The 18,669-nt window shown below is 73.3% G+C and carries 21 protein-coding genes and 1 pseudogene; 9 read left to right on the top strand and 13 right to left on the bottom strand.

The window, feature by feature from the left end; translation table 11 throughout:
- Positions 1 to 2 precede the first annotated feature (2 nt).
- Entirely contained in the window at positions 3 to 1,223 is a 1,221-nt protein-coding gene (gene serA, locus ABZS66_RS37600; protein WP_354766304.1) for a phosphoglycerate dehydrogenase, read from the top strand.
- Between the two features lie 69 nt (positions 1,224 to 1,292).
- Here serA and ABZS66_RS37595 read toward each other — a convergent pair whose 3' ends face one another.
- The 6 genes from ABZS66_RS37595 to ABZS66_RS37570 all read right to left on the bottom strand — a co-directional run bounded on the left by ABZS66_RS37595 (position 1,293) and on the right by ABZS66_RS37570 (position 5,701).
- On the bottom strand, positions 1,293 to 1,925 hold the full coding sequence (locus tag ABZS66_RS37595) for an SRPBCC family protein (RefSeq protein ID WP_354766302.1): 633 nt from the start codon (positions 1,923 to 1,925) through the stop codon (positions 1,293 to 1,295).
- Positions 1,922 to 2,281, bottom strand: coding sequence for a metalloregulator ArsR/SmtB family transcription factor (locus ABZS66_RS37590; RefSeq protein ID WP_354766300.1), 360 nt, complete (start codon positions 2,279 to 2,281; stop codon positions 1,922 to 1,924). Before ABZS66_RS37590 ends, ABZS66_RS37595 begins: the two co-directional genes overlap by 4 nt.
- A 10-nt stretch (positions 2,282 to 2,291) precedes the next feature.
- Positions 2,292 to 2,924, bottom strand: a complete 633-nt coding sequence (locus ABZS66_RS37585) for a DUF2306 domain-containing protein (RefSeq protein ID WP_354766298.1) — start codon at positions 2,922 to 2,924, stop codon at positions 2,292 to 2,294.
- A gap of 125 nt (positions 2,925 to 3,049) precedes the next feature.
- The gene (locus tag ABZS66_RS37580) at positions 3,050 to 3,718 is read right to left on the bottom strand and encodes a response regulator transcription factor (protein ID WP_354766296.1); all 669 of its coding nucleotides are present in this window, start codon (positions 3,716 to 3,718) and stop codon (positions 3,050 to 3,052) included.
- Positions 3,715 to 4,836: a histidine kinase gene (locus tag ABZS66_RS37575; RefSeq protein ID WP_354766294.1), complete on the bottom strand. Its 1,122-nt coding sequence runs from the start codon at positions 4,834 to 4,836 to the stop codon at positions 3,715 to 3,717. Before ABZS66_RS37575 ends, ABZS66_RS37580 begins: the two co-directional genes overlap by 4 nt.
- A 34-nt stretch (positions 4,837 to 4,870) precedes the next feature.
- Positions 4,871 to 5,701, bottom strand: a complete 831-nt coding sequence (locus ABZS66_RS37570) for a patatin-like phospholipase family protein (RefSeq protein ID WP_354766292.1) — start codon at positions 5,699 to 5,701, stop codon at positions 4,871 to 4,873.
- Between the two features lie 24 nt (positions 5,702 to 5,725).
- On the opposite strand from ABZS66_RS37570, the gene ABZS66_RS37565 reads away from it, so the two are divergent.
- The gene (locus ABZS66_RS37565) at positions 5,726 to 6,643 is read left to right on the top strand and encodes a ribonuclease Z (protein WP_354766290.1); all 918 of its coding nucleotides are present in this window, start codon (positions 5,726 to 5,728) and stop codon (positions 6,641 to 6,643) included.
- Positions 6,644 to 6,684: 41 nt separating this feature from the next.
- On the opposite strand, the gene ABZS66_RS37560 is transcribed toward ABZS66_RS37565, so the two are convergent.
- A complete protein-coding gene (locus ABZS66_RS37560; RefSeq protein ID WP_190251039.1) occupies positions 6,685 to 6,975 on the bottom strand; it encodes a DUF4193 domain-containing protein in 291 nt (96 codons plus the stop codon).
- Between the two features lie 164 nt (positions 6,976 to 7,139).
- Positions 7,140 to 8,072, bottom strand: coding sequence for an FAD-dependent oxidoreductase (locus ABZS66_RS37555; RefSeq protein WP_354766288.1), 933 nt, complete (start codon positions 8,070 to 8,072; stop codon positions 7,140 to 7,142).
- Here ABZS66_RS37555 and ABZS66_RS37550 point away from each other — a divergent pair.
- Entirely contained in the window at positions 8,071 to 10,494 is a 2,424-nt protein-coding gene (locus ABZS66_RS37550) for an FAD-dependent oxidoreductase (protein ID WP_354766286.1), read from the top strand. The genes ABZS66_RS37555 and ABZS66_RS37550 overlap by 2 nt on opposite strands.
- Before the next feature lie 6 nt (positions 10,495 to 10,500).
- Here the strand turns inward: ABZS66_RS37550 and ABZS66_RS37545 are convergent, their stop codons facing one another.
- Positions 10,501 to 11,004 (bottom strand): GyrI-like domain-containing protein, encoded by a 504-nt coding sequence (locus ABZS66_RS37545; RefSeq protein WP_354766284.1) that lies wholly within the window; start codon positions 11,002 to 11,004, stop codon positions 10,501 to 10,503.
- A gap of 205 nt (positions 11,005 to 11,209) precedes the next feature.
- Here ABZS66_RS37545 and ABZS66_RS37540 point away from each other — a divergent pair, with 205 nt between their 5' ends.
- From ABZS66_RS37540 to ABZS66_RS37525, 4 genes are all read left to right on the top strand, one after another.
- The gene (locus ABZS66_RS37540) at positions 11,210 to 12,016 is read left to right on the top strand and encodes an ATP-grasp domain-containing protein (RefSeq protein ID WP_354766282.1); all 807 of its coding nucleotides are present in this window, start codon (positions 11,210 to 11,212) and stop codon (positions 12,014 to 12,016) included.
- A gap of 5 nt (positions 12,017 to 12,021) precedes the next feature.
- On the top strand, positions 12,022 to 12,558 hold the full coding sequence (locus ABZS66_RS37535; RefSeq protein WP_354766280.1) for a phosphoribosyltransferase family protein: 537 nt from the start codon (positions 12,022 to 12,024) through the stop codon (positions 12,556 to 12,558).
- A 158-nt stretch (positions 12,559 to 12,716) separates the two neighbouring features.
- Positions 12,717 to 13,553 carry a UbiA prenyltransferase family protein gene (locus ABZS66_RS37530; RefSeq protein ID WP_354766278.1) on the top strand — a complete coding sequence of 279 codons (837 nt, stop codon included), beginning with the start codon at positions 12,717 to 12,719 and terminating at the stop codon, positions 13,551 to 13,553.
- 210 nt (positions 13,554 to 13,763) lie between these two features.
- Positions 13,764 to 15,590 carry a helix-turn-helix domain-containing protein gene (locus ABZS66_RS37525; protein ID WP_354766276.1) on the top strand — a complete coding sequence of 609 codons (1,827 nt, stop codon included), beginning with the start codon at positions 13,764 to 13,766 and terminating at the stop codon, positions 15,588 to 15,590.
- Between the two features lie 13 nt (positions 15,591 to 15,603).
- Here ABZS66_RS37525 and ABZS66_RS37520 read toward each other — a convergent pair whose 3' ends face one another.
- Positions 15,604 to 16,005: a VOC family protein gene (locus tag ABZS66_RS37520; protein ID WP_354766274.1), complete on the bottom strand. Its 402-nt coding sequence runs from the start codon at positions 16,003 to 16,005 to the stop codon at positions 15,604 to 15,606.
- Positions 16,006 to 16,011: 6 nt separating this feature from the next.
- The gene (locus tag ABZS66_RS37515) at positions 16,012 to 16,629 is read right to left on the bottom strand and encodes an L-threonylcarbamoyladenylate synthase (protein ID WP_354766272.1); all 618 of its coding nucleotides are present in this window, start codon (positions 16,627 to 16,629) and stop codon (positions 16,012 to 16,014) included.
- 28 nt (positions 16,630 to 16,657) lie between these two features.
- Here ABZS66_RS37515 and ABZS66_RS37510 point away from each other — a divergent pair, with 28 nt between their 5' ends.
- Complete coding sequence (locus tag ABZS66_RS37510) at positions 16,658 to 17,011, top strand: nuclear transport factor 2 family protein (RefSeq protein WP_354766270.1); 354 nt, start codon at positions 16,658 to 16,660, stop codon at positions 17,009 to 17,011.
- Here the strand turns inward: ABZS66_RS37510 and ABZS66_RS37505 are convergent.
- On the bottom strand, positions 16,983 to 17,615 hold the full coding sequence (locus ABZS66_RS37505) for a hypothetical protein (RefSeq protein WP_354766268.1): 633 nt from the start codon (positions 17,613 to 17,615) through the stop codon (positions 16,983 to 16,985). The genes ABZS66_RS37510 and ABZS66_RS37505 overlap by 29 nt on opposite strands.
- A gap of 219 nt (positions 17,616 to 17,834) precedes the next feature.
- On the opposite strand from ABZS66_RS37505, the gene ABZS66_RS37500 reads away from it, so the two are divergent.
- The gene (locus ABZS66_RS37500; RefSeq protein ID WP_354766266.1) at positions 17,835 to 18,278 is read left to right on the top strand and encodes an SRPBCC domain-containing protein; all 444 of its coding nucleotides are present in this window, start codon (positions 17,835 to 17,837) and stop codon (positions 18,276 to 18,278) included.
- An 8-nt stretch (positions 18,279 to 18,286) separates the two neighbouring features.
- Here ABZS66_RS37500 and ABZS66_RS37495 read toward each other — a convergent pair.
- A pseudogene (locus ABZS66_RS37495) lies at positions 18,287 to 18,669 on the bottom strand (hypothetical protein); the annotation flags it as partial.

Below are 18,669 nucleotides of genomic sequence, written 5' to 3'. Positions count from 1 at the left end.
ATGTGCTGACATCCCAGGCCGACCCCGTGCGGGTCCTGTTCCTCGAAAACATCCACCCGGTCGCGGTCGAGCGGATGCGATCCGAGGGATACCAGGTCGAGACCATCGGGCGCGCGCTCGACGAGGACGAGCTGATCGCCAAGCTCGACGGGGTCCACCTGCTGGGCATCCGATCCAAGACGCAGGTCACCGCGGCCGTGCTGGCCCAGGCGCCGCACCTGCGCGCGATCGGCGCGTTCTGCATCGGCACCGACCAGATCGACCTGCGCTGCGCCGCCGAGACCGGCATCGCGGTGTTCAACGCCCCCTTCTCCAACACGCGCAGTGTCGTCGAGCTCGCCGTCGCCGAGATCATCGCGCTCACCCGCCGCCTCACCGAGAAGAACGCCGGCATGCACAACGGCGTCTGGGACAAGGACGCCGAGGGCAGCCACGAGGTGCGCGGCCGGTCCATCGGCATCGTCGGCTACGGCAACATCGGCACGCAGCTGTCCGTGCTCGCCGAGAACCTGGGCCTGCGGGTGTACTTCTACGACACCGCCGACAAGCTCTCGCTCGGCAACGCCCAGCGCTGCGAGAGCCTCGACGAGCTGCTGGAGAAGTCCGACATCGTCACCCTGCACGTCGACGGGCGCCCGGGCAACAGCGGCTTCTTCGGCGAGGAGCAGTTCGCCAGGATGCGGCCGCGCAGCATCTTCCTCAACCTGAGCCGCGGCTTCGTGATCGACCACGACGCGCTGCGCCGCCACCTCGACAACGGGCACCTCGCCGGCGCGGCCGTCGACGTGTTCCCGAAGGAGCCGAAGGGCAAGGGCGACGAGTTCCAGTCGACCCTGCGCGGCCTGCCGAACGTCATCCTGACCCCGCACATCGGCGGGTCGACGGAGGAGGCCCAATCCGACATCGGCTCGTTCGTCGCCGAGAAGCTGCACAGGTACGTGGCGGAGGGCTCCACGACGCTCAGCGTCAACCTGCCGTCGCTCAACCTGCAGCAGGCCTCCGGCACGCACCGCATCGCCCTGCTGCACCACAACGTGCCGGGCGTGCTCGCCGACGTCAACAGCATCCTGGCCGGGCACAAGGTCAACGTGGAGGGCCAGATCCTGGCCACCCGCGGCGAGTACGGCTACCTGCTCACCGACATCGCCATCGACTACCCGGACGAGATCCTGGCCCAGCTCAGCGGCATGTCGACCACACTCCAACTCCGCGTCCTGTCCTAGCTGTACTGACCGCGCGCGCCCCGCGTGGGTGCGGGGCGCGCGAGACCCAGCCCGGCGGGCGGCGGGCGGCTAGTCCTGTGGGGCGTCGGCGGTGTCCGGGGCGAACTGAGCCATCGCCGCCTCGACCGCCGCCTCCACCTCCGCCTCGGTGGCCGTGCCCGACTCGCGGGCCACGGCCGCCCAGGCGTGCACCGACTGGCGGGAGAACTCCTGCCCCTCGGCCGTCGCGGCGAACACGAGCGGGTCGCCGTCGAACTCGGCGTGCAGGTGGCGGGCGAGGGCCATGAGCGCCCCGTCCCAGCCCGGCCCGACGTAGAGCGACCCGGCCCCGCCGCCGGCGATCTCGATCGGGACCGTGTGCTCCAGCTCCAGCACCGCACGGTCCCCGTCGGCACTGAGGCGGACCGTCACGATGCTCGCCGGGCCGCCGAACGTGACCTTCAGCCGCGCCGGCGGCGCGCACTCCAGGATGTCGCCGCCCGCGTTGCCCTCCAGCTGGAAGCTGCCCCCGGCCCGCAGGTCCCCGCTGACCGGCATCAGCCAGCGCGCGATGCGGGACGGGTCGGTGATCGCGTCCCACACGTCGGGAACGTCGGCGTCGTACGACCGGCGCAGGCGCACGGCGACCGTCTCGCCGCTCGCCGACGGCAGCCGGCTGACCTCGCGGTGGATGGCCTTGAGGTGCCCGGCGATGTCCATCATGGGTCGTCTCCCCTCGTCTCGTTGCCACGGACACGGCGCGCACGCTTCCCCCGGGCCAGCTCGGTGGCCAGGGCGTCGAGGTGCTGGTCCCAGGTCCGGCGGAACCGGTCCAGCCACGCGTCCACCTCGCGCAGCGGCGCGGCGTCGACGGCGTACAGCCGCCGGGCCCCGTCCACCCGCACCGTGGCGAAGCCGTGCTCGCGGAGCACCTTGAGGTGCTGCGAGACGGCGGGCTGGGAGATCCGGAACTCCTCCTGCACGACGGCGCTGATCGCCCCGGAGGCCTGCTCACCGTCGGCGAGCAGCTCCAGGATGCGCCGCCGCACGGGGTCCCCGAGGACGTCGAACGCGTGCACAAGTCGCAGCTTATATAAGTCTGCGCTTAATTGAAAGCTCCGCGACGACGATGTTGACGAACCAGCCCGCGAACATGCACCAGGCCCGCGCGTCGGCGTCCGGCGTACCGGCGAAGGCCGTGTAGAAGCCGTGCGTGAACGCCTGCGTGCCGGCGCCCATGGCCAGCGCGTACGCGCGGATCATCCAGGCCCGGTGCGTGCGCACGTCACGGCGGCGGATCGCGGCGAAGCCGGCGACGATCGCACCGGCCATCACGCCGCCCACGACGAGCCGCTGCGCGTTCGTGAACGTGTTGTCGGAGTCCGGCAGCGGATAGAAGAGCGTCATCCAGATCCCGGACAGCGCGACGGCCAGCCCGGCCGGCACGAGCACCCGCCCGGCGAGCCGGTGCCAGCGCGGACGGCGGCGGCGCAGGCCCGGATGGAACTGGAACGCGCCCAGGATGCTGTAGAGCGTGGCGCCCACGATGTGCACCACGACCGGCACCGGCATGTCGTGGAACCGCGCGTTGTCCGGCGTGACCTCGGCCCCGCCGGCGAGCGTGCCCACCCGGAACGCCCCGGCGATGACCGGGATCGCCGCGAGCGCGAGCAGTCCCGCGGGCACGAGCCAGTCCGGGCCTCTCCTCACTGCTGTCGTCATGCCCATGATGATTCGGGGGCTCCGGTGGTACCACATCGGCCCGCGAGCGGCGGAGAACCAGGCCCTCAGAACGAGCCCCCAGCCGTACTTTCAGGCGACGTGCCACTCGGCCGCCGCGCTCGCCGTCAGCGGAATTTTTGCGGTCGCACACGGTCGGTCTCATAGGCCCACATCGCGATCTCCACCCGGTTCCGCGCCCCGATCTTGTTCATCAGGCTGGCGACGTGGGTCTTCACGGTACTGAGCGTGATGCGCAGCTCCTGGGCGATCTCCGCGTTGGTGCGCCCCTGGGCGAGCGCCGCCACGACCTGCTCCTCCCGGTCGGTGAGCGGCTCGATCGGCTGCCGGGTCGGCTGCGCCGGTCCGGCGGCGGCGAACGCCCGCAGCAGCCGGGTCGTGACGCTGGGCGCGATGAGCGCGTCGCCGCCCGCCGCCGCGTGCACGGCCTGCGCGAGCAGGGCCGGCCCGGCATCCTTGAGCAGGAACCCGCGCGCACCGGCCCGCAGCGCCGCGTACACGTACTCGTCGAGGTCGAACGTGGTGATGACGACGACCGCGAGCGGGTCGGCGACCTGCGGCCCGGCCAGCGCCCGGGTCGCCTCGATGCCGTCGAGGCCGGGCATGCGGATGTCGAGCAGGCACACGTCGGGCCGCTCCCGCCGCGCCAGCTCGACCGCCCGCCGCCCGTCCCCGGCCTCGGCCACGACCTCGATGCCCGGCTGTGCGTTGAGGATCATCGTGAGCCCGGTCCGCACGATCTCCTGGTCGTCGGCGACAAGCACCCGCACCGTCACGCGGCAACCCCGTCGAGCGGCAGCAGCGCGGTCACGGTCCATCCGCGCCCGGGTCCCGGACCGGCCTCACACGTCCCGCCGAGGAGCACGGCCCGCTCCCGCATCCCGATGAGCCCGTACCCGGGCGCACCGTGCGGCCTGGCCTCTCCGTCGTCGCTGACCCGCAGCCGGACGGCGCGGTCGTCGGCGACGACCCGCACCTCGATCCGGGTCGCGTGCCGGGCATACCGCCGGGCGTTGGTGACCGACTCCTGGGCCAGCCGGTACACAGCGCTGCCGATCGCCGCCGGCACCTGGCCGACCGCGCCGTCGATCTTCACGTCGACCGACGGTACCGGTCCCGCATCGGCGAACTGCTCGATGTCGGCGATACCCCCGCCCTCCGACGCGGCGGCCGGGTCCGCGCCGCGGAGCAGGCGCACGATGGCGCGCATCTCGTCGAGGGCCTTCGCCGCCTCGGCCTCGATCACCTGCAGCGCGTCCACCGCGGCGCCCGGCCGGAGCTCCTCGGTGACGATGCCCGCCTGGGCCCGGATGCGCATCGCCGAGACGTGGTGGGCCACCGTGTCGTGCAGGTCGCGGGCCAGGCGTTCACGCTCCAGCAGCCGGACCTGCTCGAACTCCCGGTGCCGGGCCCGGGCCCGGAACCGCAGCGCCAGGCCCGTCGCCGAGGACGCGCCGAGGACGGCGAAGCCCTCCAGCACCTCGCCGGCGCCGACGTCGCCGACGAGCACCGTCGCAAGGATCTTGGCCGTGATGATCGCCGAACCGGTCACGGCCTGCGCGCCGGAGCCCCAGCGGAACAGCGCGTAGGGCAGCAGCACCAGGAACGACAGTGCCAGCATGTCCGGCGGCGACCCGCTGGTCAGCAGGGCCGCCAACCCGCACGCGGGGAACGCCACGGCGACCGGCAGGAGGGGGTGCGACCGCCGCCACAGCAGCAGGGGCACCAGGCCGAGGGCGAGGCCGAGACTGACCCAGCGCCACGGCAGGCCGGGCCGCAGCGCCGCCTCGAGCACGGCGAAGAGCGCGAACCCGGCGACGAGCCCCCAGTCCAGCCGGCCGCGCGGCGGCGCCCCGCCGGCCCGCGGCTCGTTCCAGACCGCGCGCAGCAGCATGGATCGATGGTATGACCCCGGCGGGCGGCTCAGATCAGTCCAAAGTACGAGTCACCGCGTCGACCAGGGTCGCCGCCTGGCGGTGGCCGGCCCGGGCCGAGGCCGCCCGGCGGGCCGGGTCGAGCGCGTTGCGCCCCATCGCGGCCCGCGCCTCGGGATCGGGGGTGACTACCAGCGACCGCACGTCGGGTCCCAGTGCGGCGATTTCGACCGCGACCCGGCCGGAGCGGCGGATGCCGCCGGTGATCGGGGCCAGCACGATCACCCGGTCGCAGCCGGCGGCGAGGTGGACGTGGGCGGGCGAGCGGACGCCGCCGTCCATGTACCGCCGCCCGTCGATGGTGACCGTCGGCCAGACGATCGGCACGGCGCAGCTCGCCGCGACGGCCGAGACGAGGTCGACGCCCGAGGCGGCGTCGAAGACCACCTCCTCGCCGGTCTCCGCGTCCACGGCGGTGACCCGCAGGCGGGGCGGGTCGGGCCAGGCGTGCACAGGCAGCCGGCCGGCGATCACCGCGCGCCGCTCCTCCTCGGGGACGGTCCTGGCGCGCAGGGCCAGGTGACCGAGGTGGGCGAGGGCGGCCCGGTCGGAGCGGTGGACGGCCGCCGCGGCGTAGCGCAGGAGCACCTTCGGGCCCATCGCCGCCGCCAGCTCGCCGGTCGGCGGCGCGAGCTGCCTGGAGTACAACTCCGGAAGCGTCAGGCCGGAGGTGATCTGGGCGCCGACCACCGCGCCCGCCGAGGTGCCGACGACGAGCCCGGCGTCGCGGAGGTCGAGGCCGGCCTCGGCCAGGCCGGTGAGGACGCCCGTCTCCCACGCCACGCCGACCACGCCACCACCGCCGAGCACCAATGCCGTTGCCATGCGCGAGAAGATATCCGAGAAAATATGCGGGTGCGCGAACTCGTGGTGCTGGGCACCGCCAGCCAGGTCCCGACCCGGACCCGCAACCACAACGGGTACTTCCTGGCGTGGGACGGCGAGGGGATCCTGTTCGACCCGGGCGAGGGCACCCAGCGGCAGATGGCGCACGCGGGGGTGGCGGCCTCCGACGTCACCCGGATCTGCATCACGCACTTCCACGGCGACCACTGCCTCGGCCTGCCCGGGGTGATCCAGCGACTGTCCCTGGACCGCGCGCCCCAGCCGGTGCCGGTGCACTTTCCGTTCGAGGGTCTGCAGTACTTCGAGCGCCTCCGCCACGCGTCGAGCTTCTACGACGCCGTGGACCTGCGGCCCGATCCGCTCACCGACGACCATGCCGGCATAAAGGCGGACAAAGTACAGCTGGAGGCGCGGCGGCTGGACCACGGCATCCCGACGTACGGCTACCGGCTGGTCGAGCCCGACGGCCGGCGCATGCTCCCCGACCGGCTGCGCGAGCACGGCATCGCGGGGCCCGCCGTCGGCACGCTGCAGCGGACCGGCCGCCTGGAGCGGGACGGCGCGGTGGTGACGCTGGAGGAGGTGAGCGAGCCGCGCCCCGGGCAGCGGTTCGCGTTCGTGATGGACACCCGGCTGTGCGCCGCCGTCCACGAGCTGGCCGACGGCGTCGACCTGCTGGTGATCGAGTCCACGTACCTCGACGCGGAGCGGGACCTGGCCGAGGCGCACGGCCACCTCACCGCCGGGCAGGCGGCGGCCGTGGCCGCGGAGCGCGGGGTGCGCACGCTCGTGCTCACCCACTTCTCGCAGCGCTACGACAACCCGGACGCGTTCCGCCGGGAGGCCGAGGCTCGGTTCGACGGCGAGGTCGTGGTGGCGGAGGACCTGACCCGCGTGCGCGTGCCGGCCCGCCGTCCCTGATCATCCGACTGATAGTCCGATCAGGAACCCCGCCGCCCGAATCAGTCGCATTCCCGGCAGATCGGCGCGCCGTTCTTCTCCCGGGCCAGCTGGCTGCGGTGATGCACCAGGAAACAGCTGGAGCAGCGGAACTCGTCGCCGCGCATCGGCACGACGGGCACGGTCAGCTCTTCGTCGGGCAGCTCCGCGCCCGGTAGCTCGAAGCCTGAGTCGCTTTCGTCGACGTCGACCAGCGGCGACTGCGCGGTCGCCCGGCGGGCGGTGAGCTCTTCGAGGCTGTCCTCGGCGAGATCGCCGGCCGGGTGGCGAGGCGCGTCGTAGTCGGTGCTGATGGCCATGGCGTTCACCCTCTCTCGGTGACTTGGTTGTGTAACGAACGCCGTCGGGCCCGGATGTGTTCCCGACCGACATGAATGAATGGATGTGGTCCGGCTCACGTCACGCAGCGCCGAAGTTGTCCACTGTGGACATATCAACAGCGTTGGCGCCAACGAGGCTACCTCGCGCCGTCCCCACTTCGCGGACTTTTCGCCAACCCGGTGCCGCACAGTCTGTCCGCGACCGCCCGGCCGGAGGCGAAGGCGGCCTCCACGCGGGGCCGGCCGAACCCGTCGCCGGCCAGGAACACCCCGTCCACCAGGGCGAACGGTGCGCCGGAGGGCCGGGCCGGCCGCGCCTCGGGCCAGTACCGCACCGCGACCGGCGTCCCGGGGTCCGGCAGGTGCAGCACCTCCCGGACGGCCACCTCGACGTCGGCGACCGCCTCCTCCCGCGCGTAGGCGGGGGTGCTGTGGGCGACCAGGACCGGCGCCCGGTCCCCGCGGCGGTCCCCGTCGTCGCAGACGGTCACCAGCACCGGGTGGTCGTTGACGAAGGCGCCGGCGAAGTCGGGCCAGCTCCGGGAGGGGTAGCGCAGGGCGACCGCGAGGCACGGCCGCCACTGCTGCTCCTCGGCGACCGCGCCTGCCGGCGGGTGCACGGCGGCGGCCTGCGGAGCCGGCATCGCCAGCACGACCTGCGCCGGGCCGAGCCCGGCCAGCTCGCCGACGGCGACGCCGTACTCGACCGGCAGGCCGGCGGCCAGGTCCGCGGCGAGCGAACCCAGGCCGCCCGGGGCCGACCAGCGGACCGGGCCGGAGACCTCCGGGGCGTGCGGGCTCTCGCCGTACACCTCGAAATGCCCGGTCCACGGACGCGCGAGCCCCCGCTCCTGCCAGCCGTCGACCACCGACCGGAACGCCGGGTCGCTGACGGTGAAGTAGGCGGCGCCCAGGTCGACCGGCCGGCCGTCGACGGACGGGCCGGCCAGGCGGCCGCCCGGAACGGCGCCGCGCTCCAGGATGCGGACGTCCACGCCGCGGTCGATCAGGACCCGCGCGCAGGCGAGCCCCGCGATCCCGGCTCCGACCACCACTACGCTGCTCGTCATGAACCTCCCCGAACGGGCTCGCGTCGTTGTCGTCGGCGGCGGGGTGATCGGCACCTCGGTCGCCTACCACCTGGCGCGGCAGGGTGTCTCCGACGTGGTGCTGCTGGAGCGCGACCGGCTCACGGCCGGCACCACCTGGCACGCGGCGGGCCTGATGGTCACGTTCGGCTCGCTGTCGGAGACGTCGACGCGGATGCGACAGTACACGCGCGACCTGTATGCCGGTCTGGAATCGGAGACCGGTCTCTCCACCGGGCTACGCCAGTGCGGGTTCATCGAGCTGGCGACGGACGAGGACCGGCTGGAGGAGTACCGCCGGGTGGCCGCGTTCAACCGCCACTGCGGCGTCGACGTGCACGAGATCTCCCCCGCCGAGGTCCGCACCCTGTTCCCCCTCGCCCGCACCGACGACGTGCTGGCCGGCTTCTACGTCGCCGAGGACGGCCGGGCCAACCCGGTCGACGTGACGATGTCCCTGGCGAAGGGCGCCCGGATGCGCGGCGTGCGGGTGCTGGAGGGGGTGCCGGCCACCGGCGTGCTCCGCAAGGGCGGCACCGTGACCGGGGTGCGCACCCCGTTCGGTGACATCGAGGCCGAGACCGTCGTCAACTGCGCCGGCATGTGGGCCCGGCAGCTCGGCGAGCAGGCCGGGGTGAGCATCCCGCTGCAGGCCGCCGAGCATTACTACCTCATCACCGAGCCGATCGACGGGGTGAGCGCCGACCTGCCGGTGCTGGAGGACCCGGGCGCGTACGGGTACTTCCGGGAGGAGACCGGCGGCCTCATGGTCGGCCTGTTCGAGGGGGCGGCCGCGCCGTGGAGCGTCGACCGGGTGCCGGACGACTTCTCCTTCGGCACGCTCCCGCCGGACTGGGACCGGATGGCGCCCTACCTGGAGGCGGCGATGGCCCGCATCCCGGTGACCGCCACGGCCGGCGTCCGCACGTTCTTCTGCGGCCCCGAGAGCTTCACCCCGGACCTCGCGCCGATCTTCGGCGAGTCCCCCGAGCTGCGCAACTACTTCGTCGCCGCCGGCCTGAACTCGATCGGCATCCTGACCGGCGGCGGGATCGGCCGGGCACTGGCGCACTGGATCGCCGAGGGCCGGCCCGACGTCGACGTCACCGGCATGCACATCGACCGCCTCCGGCCCTACCAGGGCAACCGCCGCTACCGGGCGGAGCGGACGGTCGAGGCGCTCGGCATGGTGTACCAGGCCCACTATCCGAACCGGGCGATGCGCTCGGCCCGCGACGCCAAGCGGTCGCCGCTGCACGACCGCCTCGCCGGCCACCGGCCGTACCTGCGCGACGTCTCCGGCTGGGAGATGCCGGACGTGTACGGCTTCACCGGGCCGCTCACCCCGACGTGGGGGCGCCCGGAGTACTTCGAGCAGTGGGCCGCCGAGCACCGGGCCGCGCGCGAGGGCGTGATCCTCATGGACATGTCCTTCATGGCGAAGTTCCTGGTCCAGGGCCGCGACGCCGCCGACGTGCTGGAGGAGCTGTCGGCCAACCGGGTCGGCGCCATGCGCACGGTCACCTACACCCAGTGGCTCAACGAGGGCGGCACGATCGAGGCCGACCTGACCGTGACCCGCCTCGACGAGGACCGCTTCTGGGTCGTCGCGTCCGACACCGCGCACCGGCACGTCGAGGCCCGGCTGCGCCGGCACGCGGGCGACCGGCACGCGTTCGTCACCGACGTCACCTCCGGCTGGGCCCAGCTCAACGTGCAGGGCCCCGGCTCGCGCGAGCTGCTCGCGGCCGTCTCACCGTCCGACCTGTCGTTCCCGTTCCGCGGCGCGGCGGAGATCGAGATCGGCTACGCGCGGGTGCTGTGCCTGCGGATCACCTACGTGGGCGAGCTGGGCTACGAGCTCTACGTGCCGGCCGAGCAGGCCGTGCACGTCTACGACACGCTCGTCGAGGCCGGGGCGTCCGCGGGCCTGCGCCACGCCGGGCTCAAGGCGCTCGCCAGCCTGCGGATGGAGAAGGGGTACCGCGACTACGGCCACGACATCGACAACACCGACGGCGTGCTGGAGGCCGGCCTCGGGTTCGCGGTGGCGCTCGACAAGCCGGCGTTCGTCGGCCGGGACGCCGTGCTCGCCCGCAAGGCGGCCGGCCCGCTCACCCAGCGGCTGGTCCAGGTGCTGGTCACCGACCCCAAGGCGCTGCTGTACCACGGGGAGGTCGTCCGCCGGGACGGCCGTGACGTGGGCTACGTGCGGGCCGCGTCCTACGGGCACACGCTCGGCGGCGCGGTCGGCCTGGCGATGCTCGCCACCGGCGGCGAGCCGCTGGACCAGGAGTGGCTCGACGGCGGCGAGCTGACCGTCGAGGTGGCCGGCTCGGTGTACCCGGCCCGGGCCTCGCTGCGGCCGCTCTACGACCCCACCAGCGCCCGGGTCCGCGCCTGACGCCGGTCAGCCCAGGAGCTTGAACGCCAGGGTCGTCGACCACTTGTGCATGTCGGGCTCGACGGCCGGGTCGGTCTCGTAGAGCTCCAACCGGCAGGCCCACCGCTCGCCGGCCGGGGTGCCGATCCGATCGAAGACCAGGCCCTGCGCGTCGGCCCAGGCCAGCAGCTCGCCGGTCACGCCGAGCAGCTCGTCGGGGTGGCCGACGTGCGTGACGGCGACGTACCGCCCGGCCGGCAGCACGCCCGCCTTCACCGGCCCCTCCCCCGCCAGCGGCGCGGTGAGGGGCACGCCGGCCTCGACCTCCAGCAGGTCGTCCATGTCGATGGCGGCGTACTTGAAGAACGGCGCCCCGGCGGGCTCGGCGGCCCGCTCGGCGACGAAGGCGAACACCTCGCCGAGGCGGTCGGCCACCGTGGCCATCTCCCGCATCGGGACGGCGCCGCCGATGGCGACATAGGGCTGGGCGTCACGTTCGATGATCGTCGGGTTCACAGCCACGTCCCTCATGCTGCCATGGTTGTTGTCATGACGGCGTCGTGCCCGATTTTTACCATTTCATGGGAAACGTCGGAGTCAATGTCCCCCTGCGTGTCATCGCGAATCCTGTCCGTCAATCACAGGAGTGGGGGATGTGCCGTCTCGGGCGGCCGGGAACGACACTGACGGGGGTCGCTGGCAGGATGTGAGGGTGCGTCAGTTCCGGACGTTGGCCATGCGCGTTCGCTCCCCCGAGGCGAGCGCGGCGCTGACGCACGCCGCCGAGCGGATCGGCCTGCCGGTGGCGCAGCTGCCCGGCGACCCCGCCGAGGTGACCGGGTTACGCTCCGCCGACGGCGTCGCCTGGCGGGCCGCCGGCGGGTATCTCACCACGCTCATCGCGGCCGGCGCCGACATCCGGCTCCACGGCGCGAGCCCGCAGTGGTTCGCCAACCTGCCGCGCGACGTCACCGGCCGGGACGTCCGCCTGGTCAGCGTGGGCGAGGCGCCCGACCTGGTCGGCTCGCGGCCGGCGGTGGCGAAGCTGGCCGACGAGAAGCACCCGGCGTTCTCGGCGGCCTGGGTGCGCAACGCCGACGACCTGCGCAACCGGCTGCGCATGGCCCGGCTGCCGGCCGACAGCACGCTCATCATCATGGATCACTGGCTGGACCTGGCCTCCGAGTACCGCGTCTTCACCCTCGGCCGCCAGCCGGTCGCCTGGTCGCCGTACCTGGTCGAGGGCGAGGAGTGGAGCCCGTCGCTGCGCACCCACCGGGCGTCGTGGCACGACGAGGCGGCCGCGTTCGTCGCGATGATGCTCGCCGAGCTGCCGGACGACGACGTGCCGCCGACCGCGGTCATCGACGTCGGGCGCACCGACGACGGCCGGTTCGCCGTGCTCGAGGTCAACAACGTGTGGAGCTCGGGCCTGTACAGCTGCGACCCCGACGGCGTCCTGCGCGCCGTGCTCGCGGCGAACGACCCGGACTGCGCGGCGCGCTGGCGCTGGCAGCCCGTCCCGGTCCTCGGGTCGTTCTGATCCGCATGGCGTCGCTCATCGACCGGCTCAAGGTCGGCTTCCACTGGCGCGGCGACGGCGACGTGGCCTTCGCCGACGTCACCGAGTGGTGGCGCGACCCGGTCGTCCTGCGCGACCTGCCGCCCGCCGTGGCCGCCCTGGTGCCCGGCGAGCCCACGGTCGTCATCGGCCCGGCGTCCCGCGGCACCCTGCTCGGCGCGCTCGTCGCCGCCCACCTCGGCGTCGGCCTGGTCGAGCTGCGCAAGAACGACCGCGTGGCCGAGCACGCCCCGGAGTTCCTGACCCACCGGCTGCCGGAGTCGTACCACGAGGGCGGCGCCCGGCTGAGCTTCCGCCGCGCGCTGATCCGCCCGTCCGACCGCGTCCTCTGCGTCGACGACTGGATCGAGACCGGCGCCCAGGCCCTCGCCGCCCACTCGCTGGTGACCTCGATCGGCGCGGCGTGGCTCGGCACCGCCTGCGTGGTCAGCGACCTGCCGGCCGACGCCCCGGCGGCCGCCGCGCTGGGGCTGCGGTGGCTCCTGCACGCCGACGAGCTGTAAGCCCTCCCTCGCACGGGGGAGGCGGGTGGCTCGCGCGCGGGAACCGCTGAGGACCGATGGCCCATAGCGTCGGCAGCATGGCTACCGACGTTCGTCTCCTTCGTTTTCCGAAAGACGTTGGTCGATCTACCCTCGACGTCGCCGCGGTTGTCCACCTCATGCGGCCGTGGTTCTGGCCGCTCGGCTGGGGCGGCGCCTACCTCGGCGCCGTGCTCGCCACCGGCACCCTCTTCCCGCCCATCACGCCCGGCGCCGTCGCCCTCGCGTTCGTGCTCGGGCCGCTCGTGTGGGGTGCGGTACTCGCGGTCAACGACCGGTACGACCTGGAGACCGACCGCCGCAACCCGCGCAAGGCCACCGCCCCGCTGGTCACCGGGGCCCTCGACGCGGCGGCGCTGACCCGCTGGGCGCGCCGGCTCACGGTCGCGGCGCTCGTGGCCGCCGGGCTCGGCGGCTGGCCGCTGTTCGCCGGGACCGCGCTCGTGCTGCTGCTCGGCTGGCTGTACAGCGCCCCACCGTTTCGCCTGAAGGGCCGCGCCGGATGGGACGTCACGGTCAACGCCCTGGCCGTCGGGGTGCTCGGGCCGCTGTCGGGCTGGTCGCTGTACCGCCCGTTCACCGACTATCCGCTCGTCATGGTCGTGCTCGGCCTGCTGCTGGGCGCGGCGCTGTACCTGCCGACCACGGTCATCGACGTCGAGGCCGACCGGGCGGCCGGCGACGTGACGTCGGCGGTCCGCTGGACCCCGCCCGCCTGCCACCGCTTCGGCGTCGCGCTGTGGACGGCGGCGGTGCTCCTCTGGCTGGTCTGCTGCCACCTGGGCGTCCTGACCGTCCGGGACGCGTGGCCGCTGCAGGATGCGGCGGCTCCGGTACTGCTGGTGCTGTACACGGTCCTCGCCTCCCGCCCGTCGATCGCCCGGATGGCGGTGGTGTCGGCGGCGTTCGCTGTGCCCGCCGCCGACTTCCTCCTCGCGTACGTCGCCACGCACTGACCGGCGGCCCCCGTTGAACTTGCCTCCGCTCAGGTGCCGAAAGTCTGTCAATGCGCCGGCAGCGGCGGCCAGAGCTGCGGAGCCATCCGGGACGATGGGACGTCCCACCCGTCCCCACCAGGGCAAACACGGGTGGGACGGGACGGGGTTCACGCGCTGCCGGTACGATGCGGTCCCGGCCACGCCGCGACCCCTGGAGAGAAGACGGCGATGCACCACGAACACGGAGACCTCGCCGCGCTCCTGACCGCCTTGAAGGACCGCAGCGGCTACAGCTACGCGTGGCTCGGCCGCAAAATCAACGCGAGCAAGTCCGCGGTGCACCGCTACATCGCGGGCCAGGCCGTCCCGCACGACTTCGGCACGGTGGAGCGCCTGGCGAAGACCTGCGGCGCGACCCCGGCCGAACTGGACCGCCTGTACGCCCTGTGGACCGCCGCCCTCCGCGACCCGGCCGTCCCCACCGAGCCACCCATGCCGCCCACGGCCTCCACGGCCTCCACGCCCACCTCCACGGACCCCGCCGCACCCACGACCACGCCCGCGGTCGCCTCGGCGACCGAACCCACCACCGCCGCTCAGGTCGCTCCGGATTTATCCCCTGACGGCGACATTTCGGAAATGCCCGTCTCGGCCGATCGTGCGGATGGCCCGGAGCAGGGGGGCGCCGGCGCGCGCATCGCAACCGGCGGACGAGGGCGGCGGCGGTCGTGGCGGGCGTACACGGCGGCGGCCGCCGTCCTCGTGATGGTTGCCGCCGCCGCGGTGGTCGCGGGCGCCCTGTTCATCCGGTCGCCCGAGCAGAGGGCGGGCGCCGGGGCCACCGGGGACCCGCAGTGGATCAGCGGGCCCAGCTGGACGCTGCCGCCCTCCCGGGTGTCCAGCAGGTTCTTCGGGGTCACCATCAACACCCCCACGGGGCACATGCCCGGGTTTCCGATCGGCGCGTTACGGCTCTGGGACAGCGAGACCCGCTGGGCGCAGATCCAGCCGGCCAGGGGCGAGTTCGACTGGGCCACGCTCGACCGGCTCGTCGGCGGGGCCGAGGCCGCCGGGCTGCCCGTGCTCTTCGTGGCCGGGGGGACGCCCAGCTGGGCGGCGCCCGAGGGGAAGCGGTCCGTGTACCCGGAGAACGCGCGGTCGACACCGCCCGACGATCTCGACGACTGGGACGCGTTCGTCCGGGCGCTGACCCAGCGGTACCGGGGAAGGATCGAGGCCTATGAAATCTGGGCCTTCGCCAATGATGCCCGCCTCTTCTCCGGGCCCGTCGAGACGCTCGTCGAGATGACCGAGCGGGCCAGCGCGATCATCCGGGCCGCCGACCCGCTCGCCACCGTGGTCTGCCCGGGGATGGGCAACCTGTGGAGTCCCGAGGCGCAGCAGGTCATGCGGCGGTTCGCGCAGCTCGGCGGGTATCGGCACTGCGACGTCGCCGGGATCAAGCTGCACCAGCGTACGGCCGAGGACCCGCCGGAGACGATGCTCGAGCTCACCGGGAACGTCGACAAGATCTTTCGCGATGCCGGGATCAACCCGCCGCTGTGGAACACCGGCACGACGTACGCCATCCCGCTGCAGGGGTCGCTCGCCGAGCCGAAGGCGCGCAACTACGCCGTGCGGTTCTTCCTCGTCGGGCTCTTCGCGCGCAACGTGAACCTCGACCGGATGTACTTCTACAACTGGGGCGGCACCCGGATCCCCATCGTGCTCCAGGCGGACGGCGGGGCGCCGACCGCCGCCGGGCTCGCGGTGGCGCAGCTCCAGCGATGGCTGGCCACGGCCGAGATCCGGGCCTGCGGGCACGGGCCCGCCGTCGGGCTGCCCGTCAACGCCTGGCAGTGCGAGTTCACCGTCGACACGCCCCTGGGCCGGCGCCGGGCGGTCATCCGCTGGACCCACGCCGGCACCGCGACGATGACCGCCGACGCGGGCGCGGTCGAGCTGCTCCACCTCGACGGCACCACGACCGCGCTACGCCCGGGCGGCGAACTGGCCCTGACGGAGGAGCCGGTGCTGATCCGCTTCGACGCGTGACGCCGCGCCCCGGTCAGGCAACCGCCGGGTCGGCGGCGGGCGCCACCAGTTCGACCTCGAAGCCGTCGCGGTCCTCCAGGTAGCCGGCGCAGTGCTCCGGGCCGCCGGCGAACGGGTGCCGGTCGGCGAACAGCAGCCGCCAGCCGTGCGCGGGCGCCTGCAGTACAACCTCATCGAGCCGGGCCCGGTCACCCACGTGAAACGCCAGGTGGTTCAGGCCGGGCCGCATCCGGTCGTGCGCGTCGGCCGAGAGCGCGGGCGAGCGCTCCACGACGATGTACGTGGGGCCGTGCCGCCAGCTGCGGCCGGCGGGCCAGTCCTGGAACGGCTCGTAGCCCAGCTCGGTCAGCAGCCAGCCCCAGGACGCGACCGCGCGCTCCAGGTCGGGCACCCAGAGCTCGACGTGGTGCAGCACCGCCCGCTACTCGAACCGGGCCGGGTCGCCGGCGCCCACGCGCAGGATCTCCGGCTCGTCGCCGGACAGGTCGACGACGGTCGTGGGCTCGACGCCGCACTCGCCGTCGATGACCGCGTCGACCTGGTGGTCGAGCAGCTCCTTGATCTCCCAGCCCTGGGTCATCGGCTCGTCCTGGCCGGGCAGCATCAGCGTGCTCGACAGCAGCGGCTCACCCAGCTCGGCGAGCAGCGCCTGGGTCACCGTGTGCTGCGGGATCCGGACCCCGACGGTGCGCTTCTTGGGGTGCAGCAGCCGCCGGGGCACCTCGGGGCTGGCCGGCAGGATGAACGTGTAGCTGCCCGGGGTCGACGCCTTCACCAGGCGGAACACCGAGTTGCTGATCTGCACGAACTGGCCCAGCTGGGCGAAGTCCGCGCACATGAGGGTGAAGTGGTGCCGGTCGTCCAGCTTGCGGATGTCCCGGATGCGCTCCAGCCCGGGCCGGCTGCCCAGCTGGCAGCCGAGCGCGTAGCAGGAGTCCGTCGGGTAGGCGATCAGGCCGTCGTCCCGCAGCAGCGCGACGACCTGCTGCAGGAGCCGCGGCTGGGGATTGTCGGGGTGCACGTCGAGGTACCTGGCCACCGCACCAGCCTACGTGTAGGAATAGCCCATGACGGATCTGGAGGCGGTGACCCAGTGGGTGGACGGCTACGTCCGCGCCTGGAACAGCAACGACCCGGTGGACATCGGCGACCTGTTCGCCGCGGACGCCGCCTACTACACGACGCCGTTCCACGAGCCGTGGCGCGGCCGGGAGGCGATCGTGGCCGGCTGGCTGGCCCACCGCGACCGGCCGGGCGAGGCGTCGTTCACCTGGTTCCCGGTGATCGTCGGCCCGAACCTGAGCATCGTGCAGGGCACGACGGTGTACCCCACCGAGACCTACAGCAACCTGTGGCTGATCCGGCTGGACACGGTCGGGCAGTGCCGCGAGTTCACCGAGTGGTGGATGCCGCACTCGTGACCGCGTGGTCCGGCCCGCGCAGCCGGTACCACACGATGAGCACGTAGGCGAGCAGCAGCGCCAGCGCCGCGATCCGGAACGCGGCGAACGCCACCGACGTGCTGTTCGCGCTGAGCACCGCGGCGCTGAACGCGGCCCGGTCGGACGGATCGGGCAGGTCGTGGCGCATGTCGATGAGCACGAAGACCAGCAGCGGGACGAGCGCGACCCGCCAGGCCAGGTACGTCCAGTGGTGCAGGATCACCCGCCGGTCGTGACCGAGCCGACCGGCCACCCGCGCGATCGTGCCGATCCACAGGATGAGCATGATGAGGAACGCCCAGAGCCCGGTGCGCAGCCCCTCCCCCAGGTCGTGGACGAGCTCGAAGACCCGGTCGGCGTCGGGCCCGTCGAGCGCGTCGGGATCGTCGGGGTAGCGGGCGACGAGCGCGCTCTCCCGCCGCAGCGCGACGATCTGCACGACCAGCGTCGCCATGTGCCCGACGGTCGCCACGACGAGCAGCCAGGTGAACGCCTGCCACCACCACGGCGACCGCTGCGGCGGCGGTGGCCCCGCCACGAGCGCCGCGACGGCCGCGGCCGACGGCACCCCACCGTGCGTCACGCAGAGCGGACCGTCCGTGCCGAGTGGGGCCGAGTATCCAGTCGCTCCGCACTGCACGCATGGGTCCGCCACAAGCTCGGCAGCGTAGCCCACGTTCCGGCCACCCGCCCGCCTCCGAACGGCCAGTTCAGGCGCTCGCGCAACCAGTTGTTGCACATTGCATCGCAAGCGTTGTAGGTTTCGTGCAACCGAAGGTTGCACAAACGAAGGAGTCAGAACATGGTCGACATCCTGCACCGGGTCGGTTGCGTCGCCCCGCTGGACGACGTGTACCGGGCGGTCACGACGATCGAGGGACTCGCCGGGTGGTGGACCGCGGACACGGTCGGCAAGAGCGAGGTCGGAGGACAGCTGGCGTTCCGGTTCGGGGAAGCCGGCGGGTTCGACATGGAGATCGTGGACCTCGACCCGGCGGGGCACGTGCGCTGGCGGGTCACCGACGGTCCGGCGGAGTGGATCGGCACCGAGATCGACTGGCGGCTGGAGCGGCGCGGCGAGTACACGATCGTGCTGTTCAAGCACGAGGGCTGGCGCGAGCCGGTCGAGTTCATGCACCACTGCAGCACCAGGTGGGCGACGTTCCTGCTGAGCCTGAAGGAGCTGACGGAGCAGGGCCGCGGCCGCCCGTTCCCGGACCAGGTCGACATCAGCGACTGGACCTAGGAGCAGGCCTACGACCAGGACCAGGTTGCGACGGCGCGCTCGACGGCCTCCCGGGCGGTCGCCGGAGCGCGCCCGAGCAGCGACGCCAGGTCGGTCGTCGGCGCACCGGCCCAGCCGGAGCGGAACGCGCGGTACAGCTCGACCAGCTGGTCGGCCACGTGCGGCGGGAAGCCGCCGGCGACCGCCGTCGCGTGGAAGTCGGGGTCGGTGACCGGGCGGTACGCGATCCCGGGGCCGGCCAGGGCCGCCAGCTCGTCCCAGCCGATCGTATCGGGGGCGGCGAGGTCGTAGCGGCGGCCGTCGTGGCCACCCCCGGCGATCACCCGCGCGGCGGCCTCGGCCTGGTCCTCGGCCGCGGCCTGGTCCTCGGCCGCGGCCGCCGCGATCCGGG

The organism is Dactylosporangium sp. NPDC005572, from assembly GCF_040605515.1.
Taxonomy (GTDB): Bacteria; Actinomycetota; Actinomycetes; order Mycobacteriales; family Micromonosporaceae; genus Dactylosporangium.
Note: the sequence above shows the minus strand (reverse complement) of the source record. Positions and strands in the feature narration are given on the sequence as shown.

Coding starts and splice junctions, on each gene's coding strand:
- ABZS66_RS37525 (WP_354766276.1), top strand. CDS start 13,764: ATGCACCACGAACACGGAGACCTCGCCGCGCTCCTGACCGCCTTGAAG.
- ABZS66_RS37570 (WP_354766292.1), bottom strand. CDS start 5,701: ATGGCAACGGCATTGGTGCTCGGCGGTGGTGGCGTGGTCGGCGTGGCG.
- ABZS66_RS37575 (WP_354766294.1), bottom strand. CDS start 4,836: ATGCTGCTGCGCGCGGTCTGGAACGAGCCGCGGGCCGGCGGGGCGCCG.
- ABZS66_RS37565 (WP_354766290.1), top strand. CDS start 5,726: ATGCGGGTGCGCGAACTCGTGGTGCTGGGCACCGCCAGCCAGGTCCCG.
- ABZS66_RS37545 (WP_354766284.1), bottom strand. CDS start 11,004: ATGAGGGACGTGGCTGTGAACCCGACGATCATCGAACGTGACGCCCAG.
- ABZS66_RS37500 (WP_354766266.1), top strand. CDS start 17,835: ATGGTCGACATCCTGCACCGGGTCGGTTGCGTCGCCCCGCTGGACGAC.
- ABZS66_RS37535 (WP_354766280.1), top strand. CDS start 12,022: ATGGCGTCGCTCATCGACCGGCTCAAGGTCGGCTTCCACTGGCGCGGC.
- ABZS66_RS37540 (WP_354766282.1), top strand. CDS start 11,210: ATGCGCGTTCGCTCCCCCGAGGCGAGCGCGGCGCTGACGCACGCCGCC.
- ABZS66_RS37595 (WP_354766302.1), bottom strand. CDS start 1,925: ATGATGGACATCGCCGGGCACCTCAAGGCCATCCACCGCGAGGTCAGC.
- ABZS66_RS37550 (WP_354766286.1), top strand. CDS start 8,071: ATGAACCTCCCCGAACGGGCTCGCGTCGTTGTCGTCGGCGGCGGGGTG.
- ABZS66_RS37555 (WP_354766288.1), bottom strand. CDS start 8,072: ATGACGAGCAGCGTAGTGGTGGTCGGAGCCGGGATCGCGGGGCTCGCC.
- ABZS66_RS37585 (WP_354766298.1), bottom strand. CDS start 2,924: ATGACGACAGCAGTGAGGAGAGGCCCGGACTGGCTCGTGCCCGCGGGA.
- ABZS66_RS37510 (WP_354766270.1), top strand. CDS start 16,658: ATGACGGATCTGGAGGCGGTGACCCAGTGGGTGGACGGCTACGTCCGC.
- ABZS66_RS37530 (WP_354766278.1), top strand. CDS start 12,717: ATGCGGCCGTGGTTCTGGCCGCTCGGCTGGGGCGGCGCCTACCTCGGC.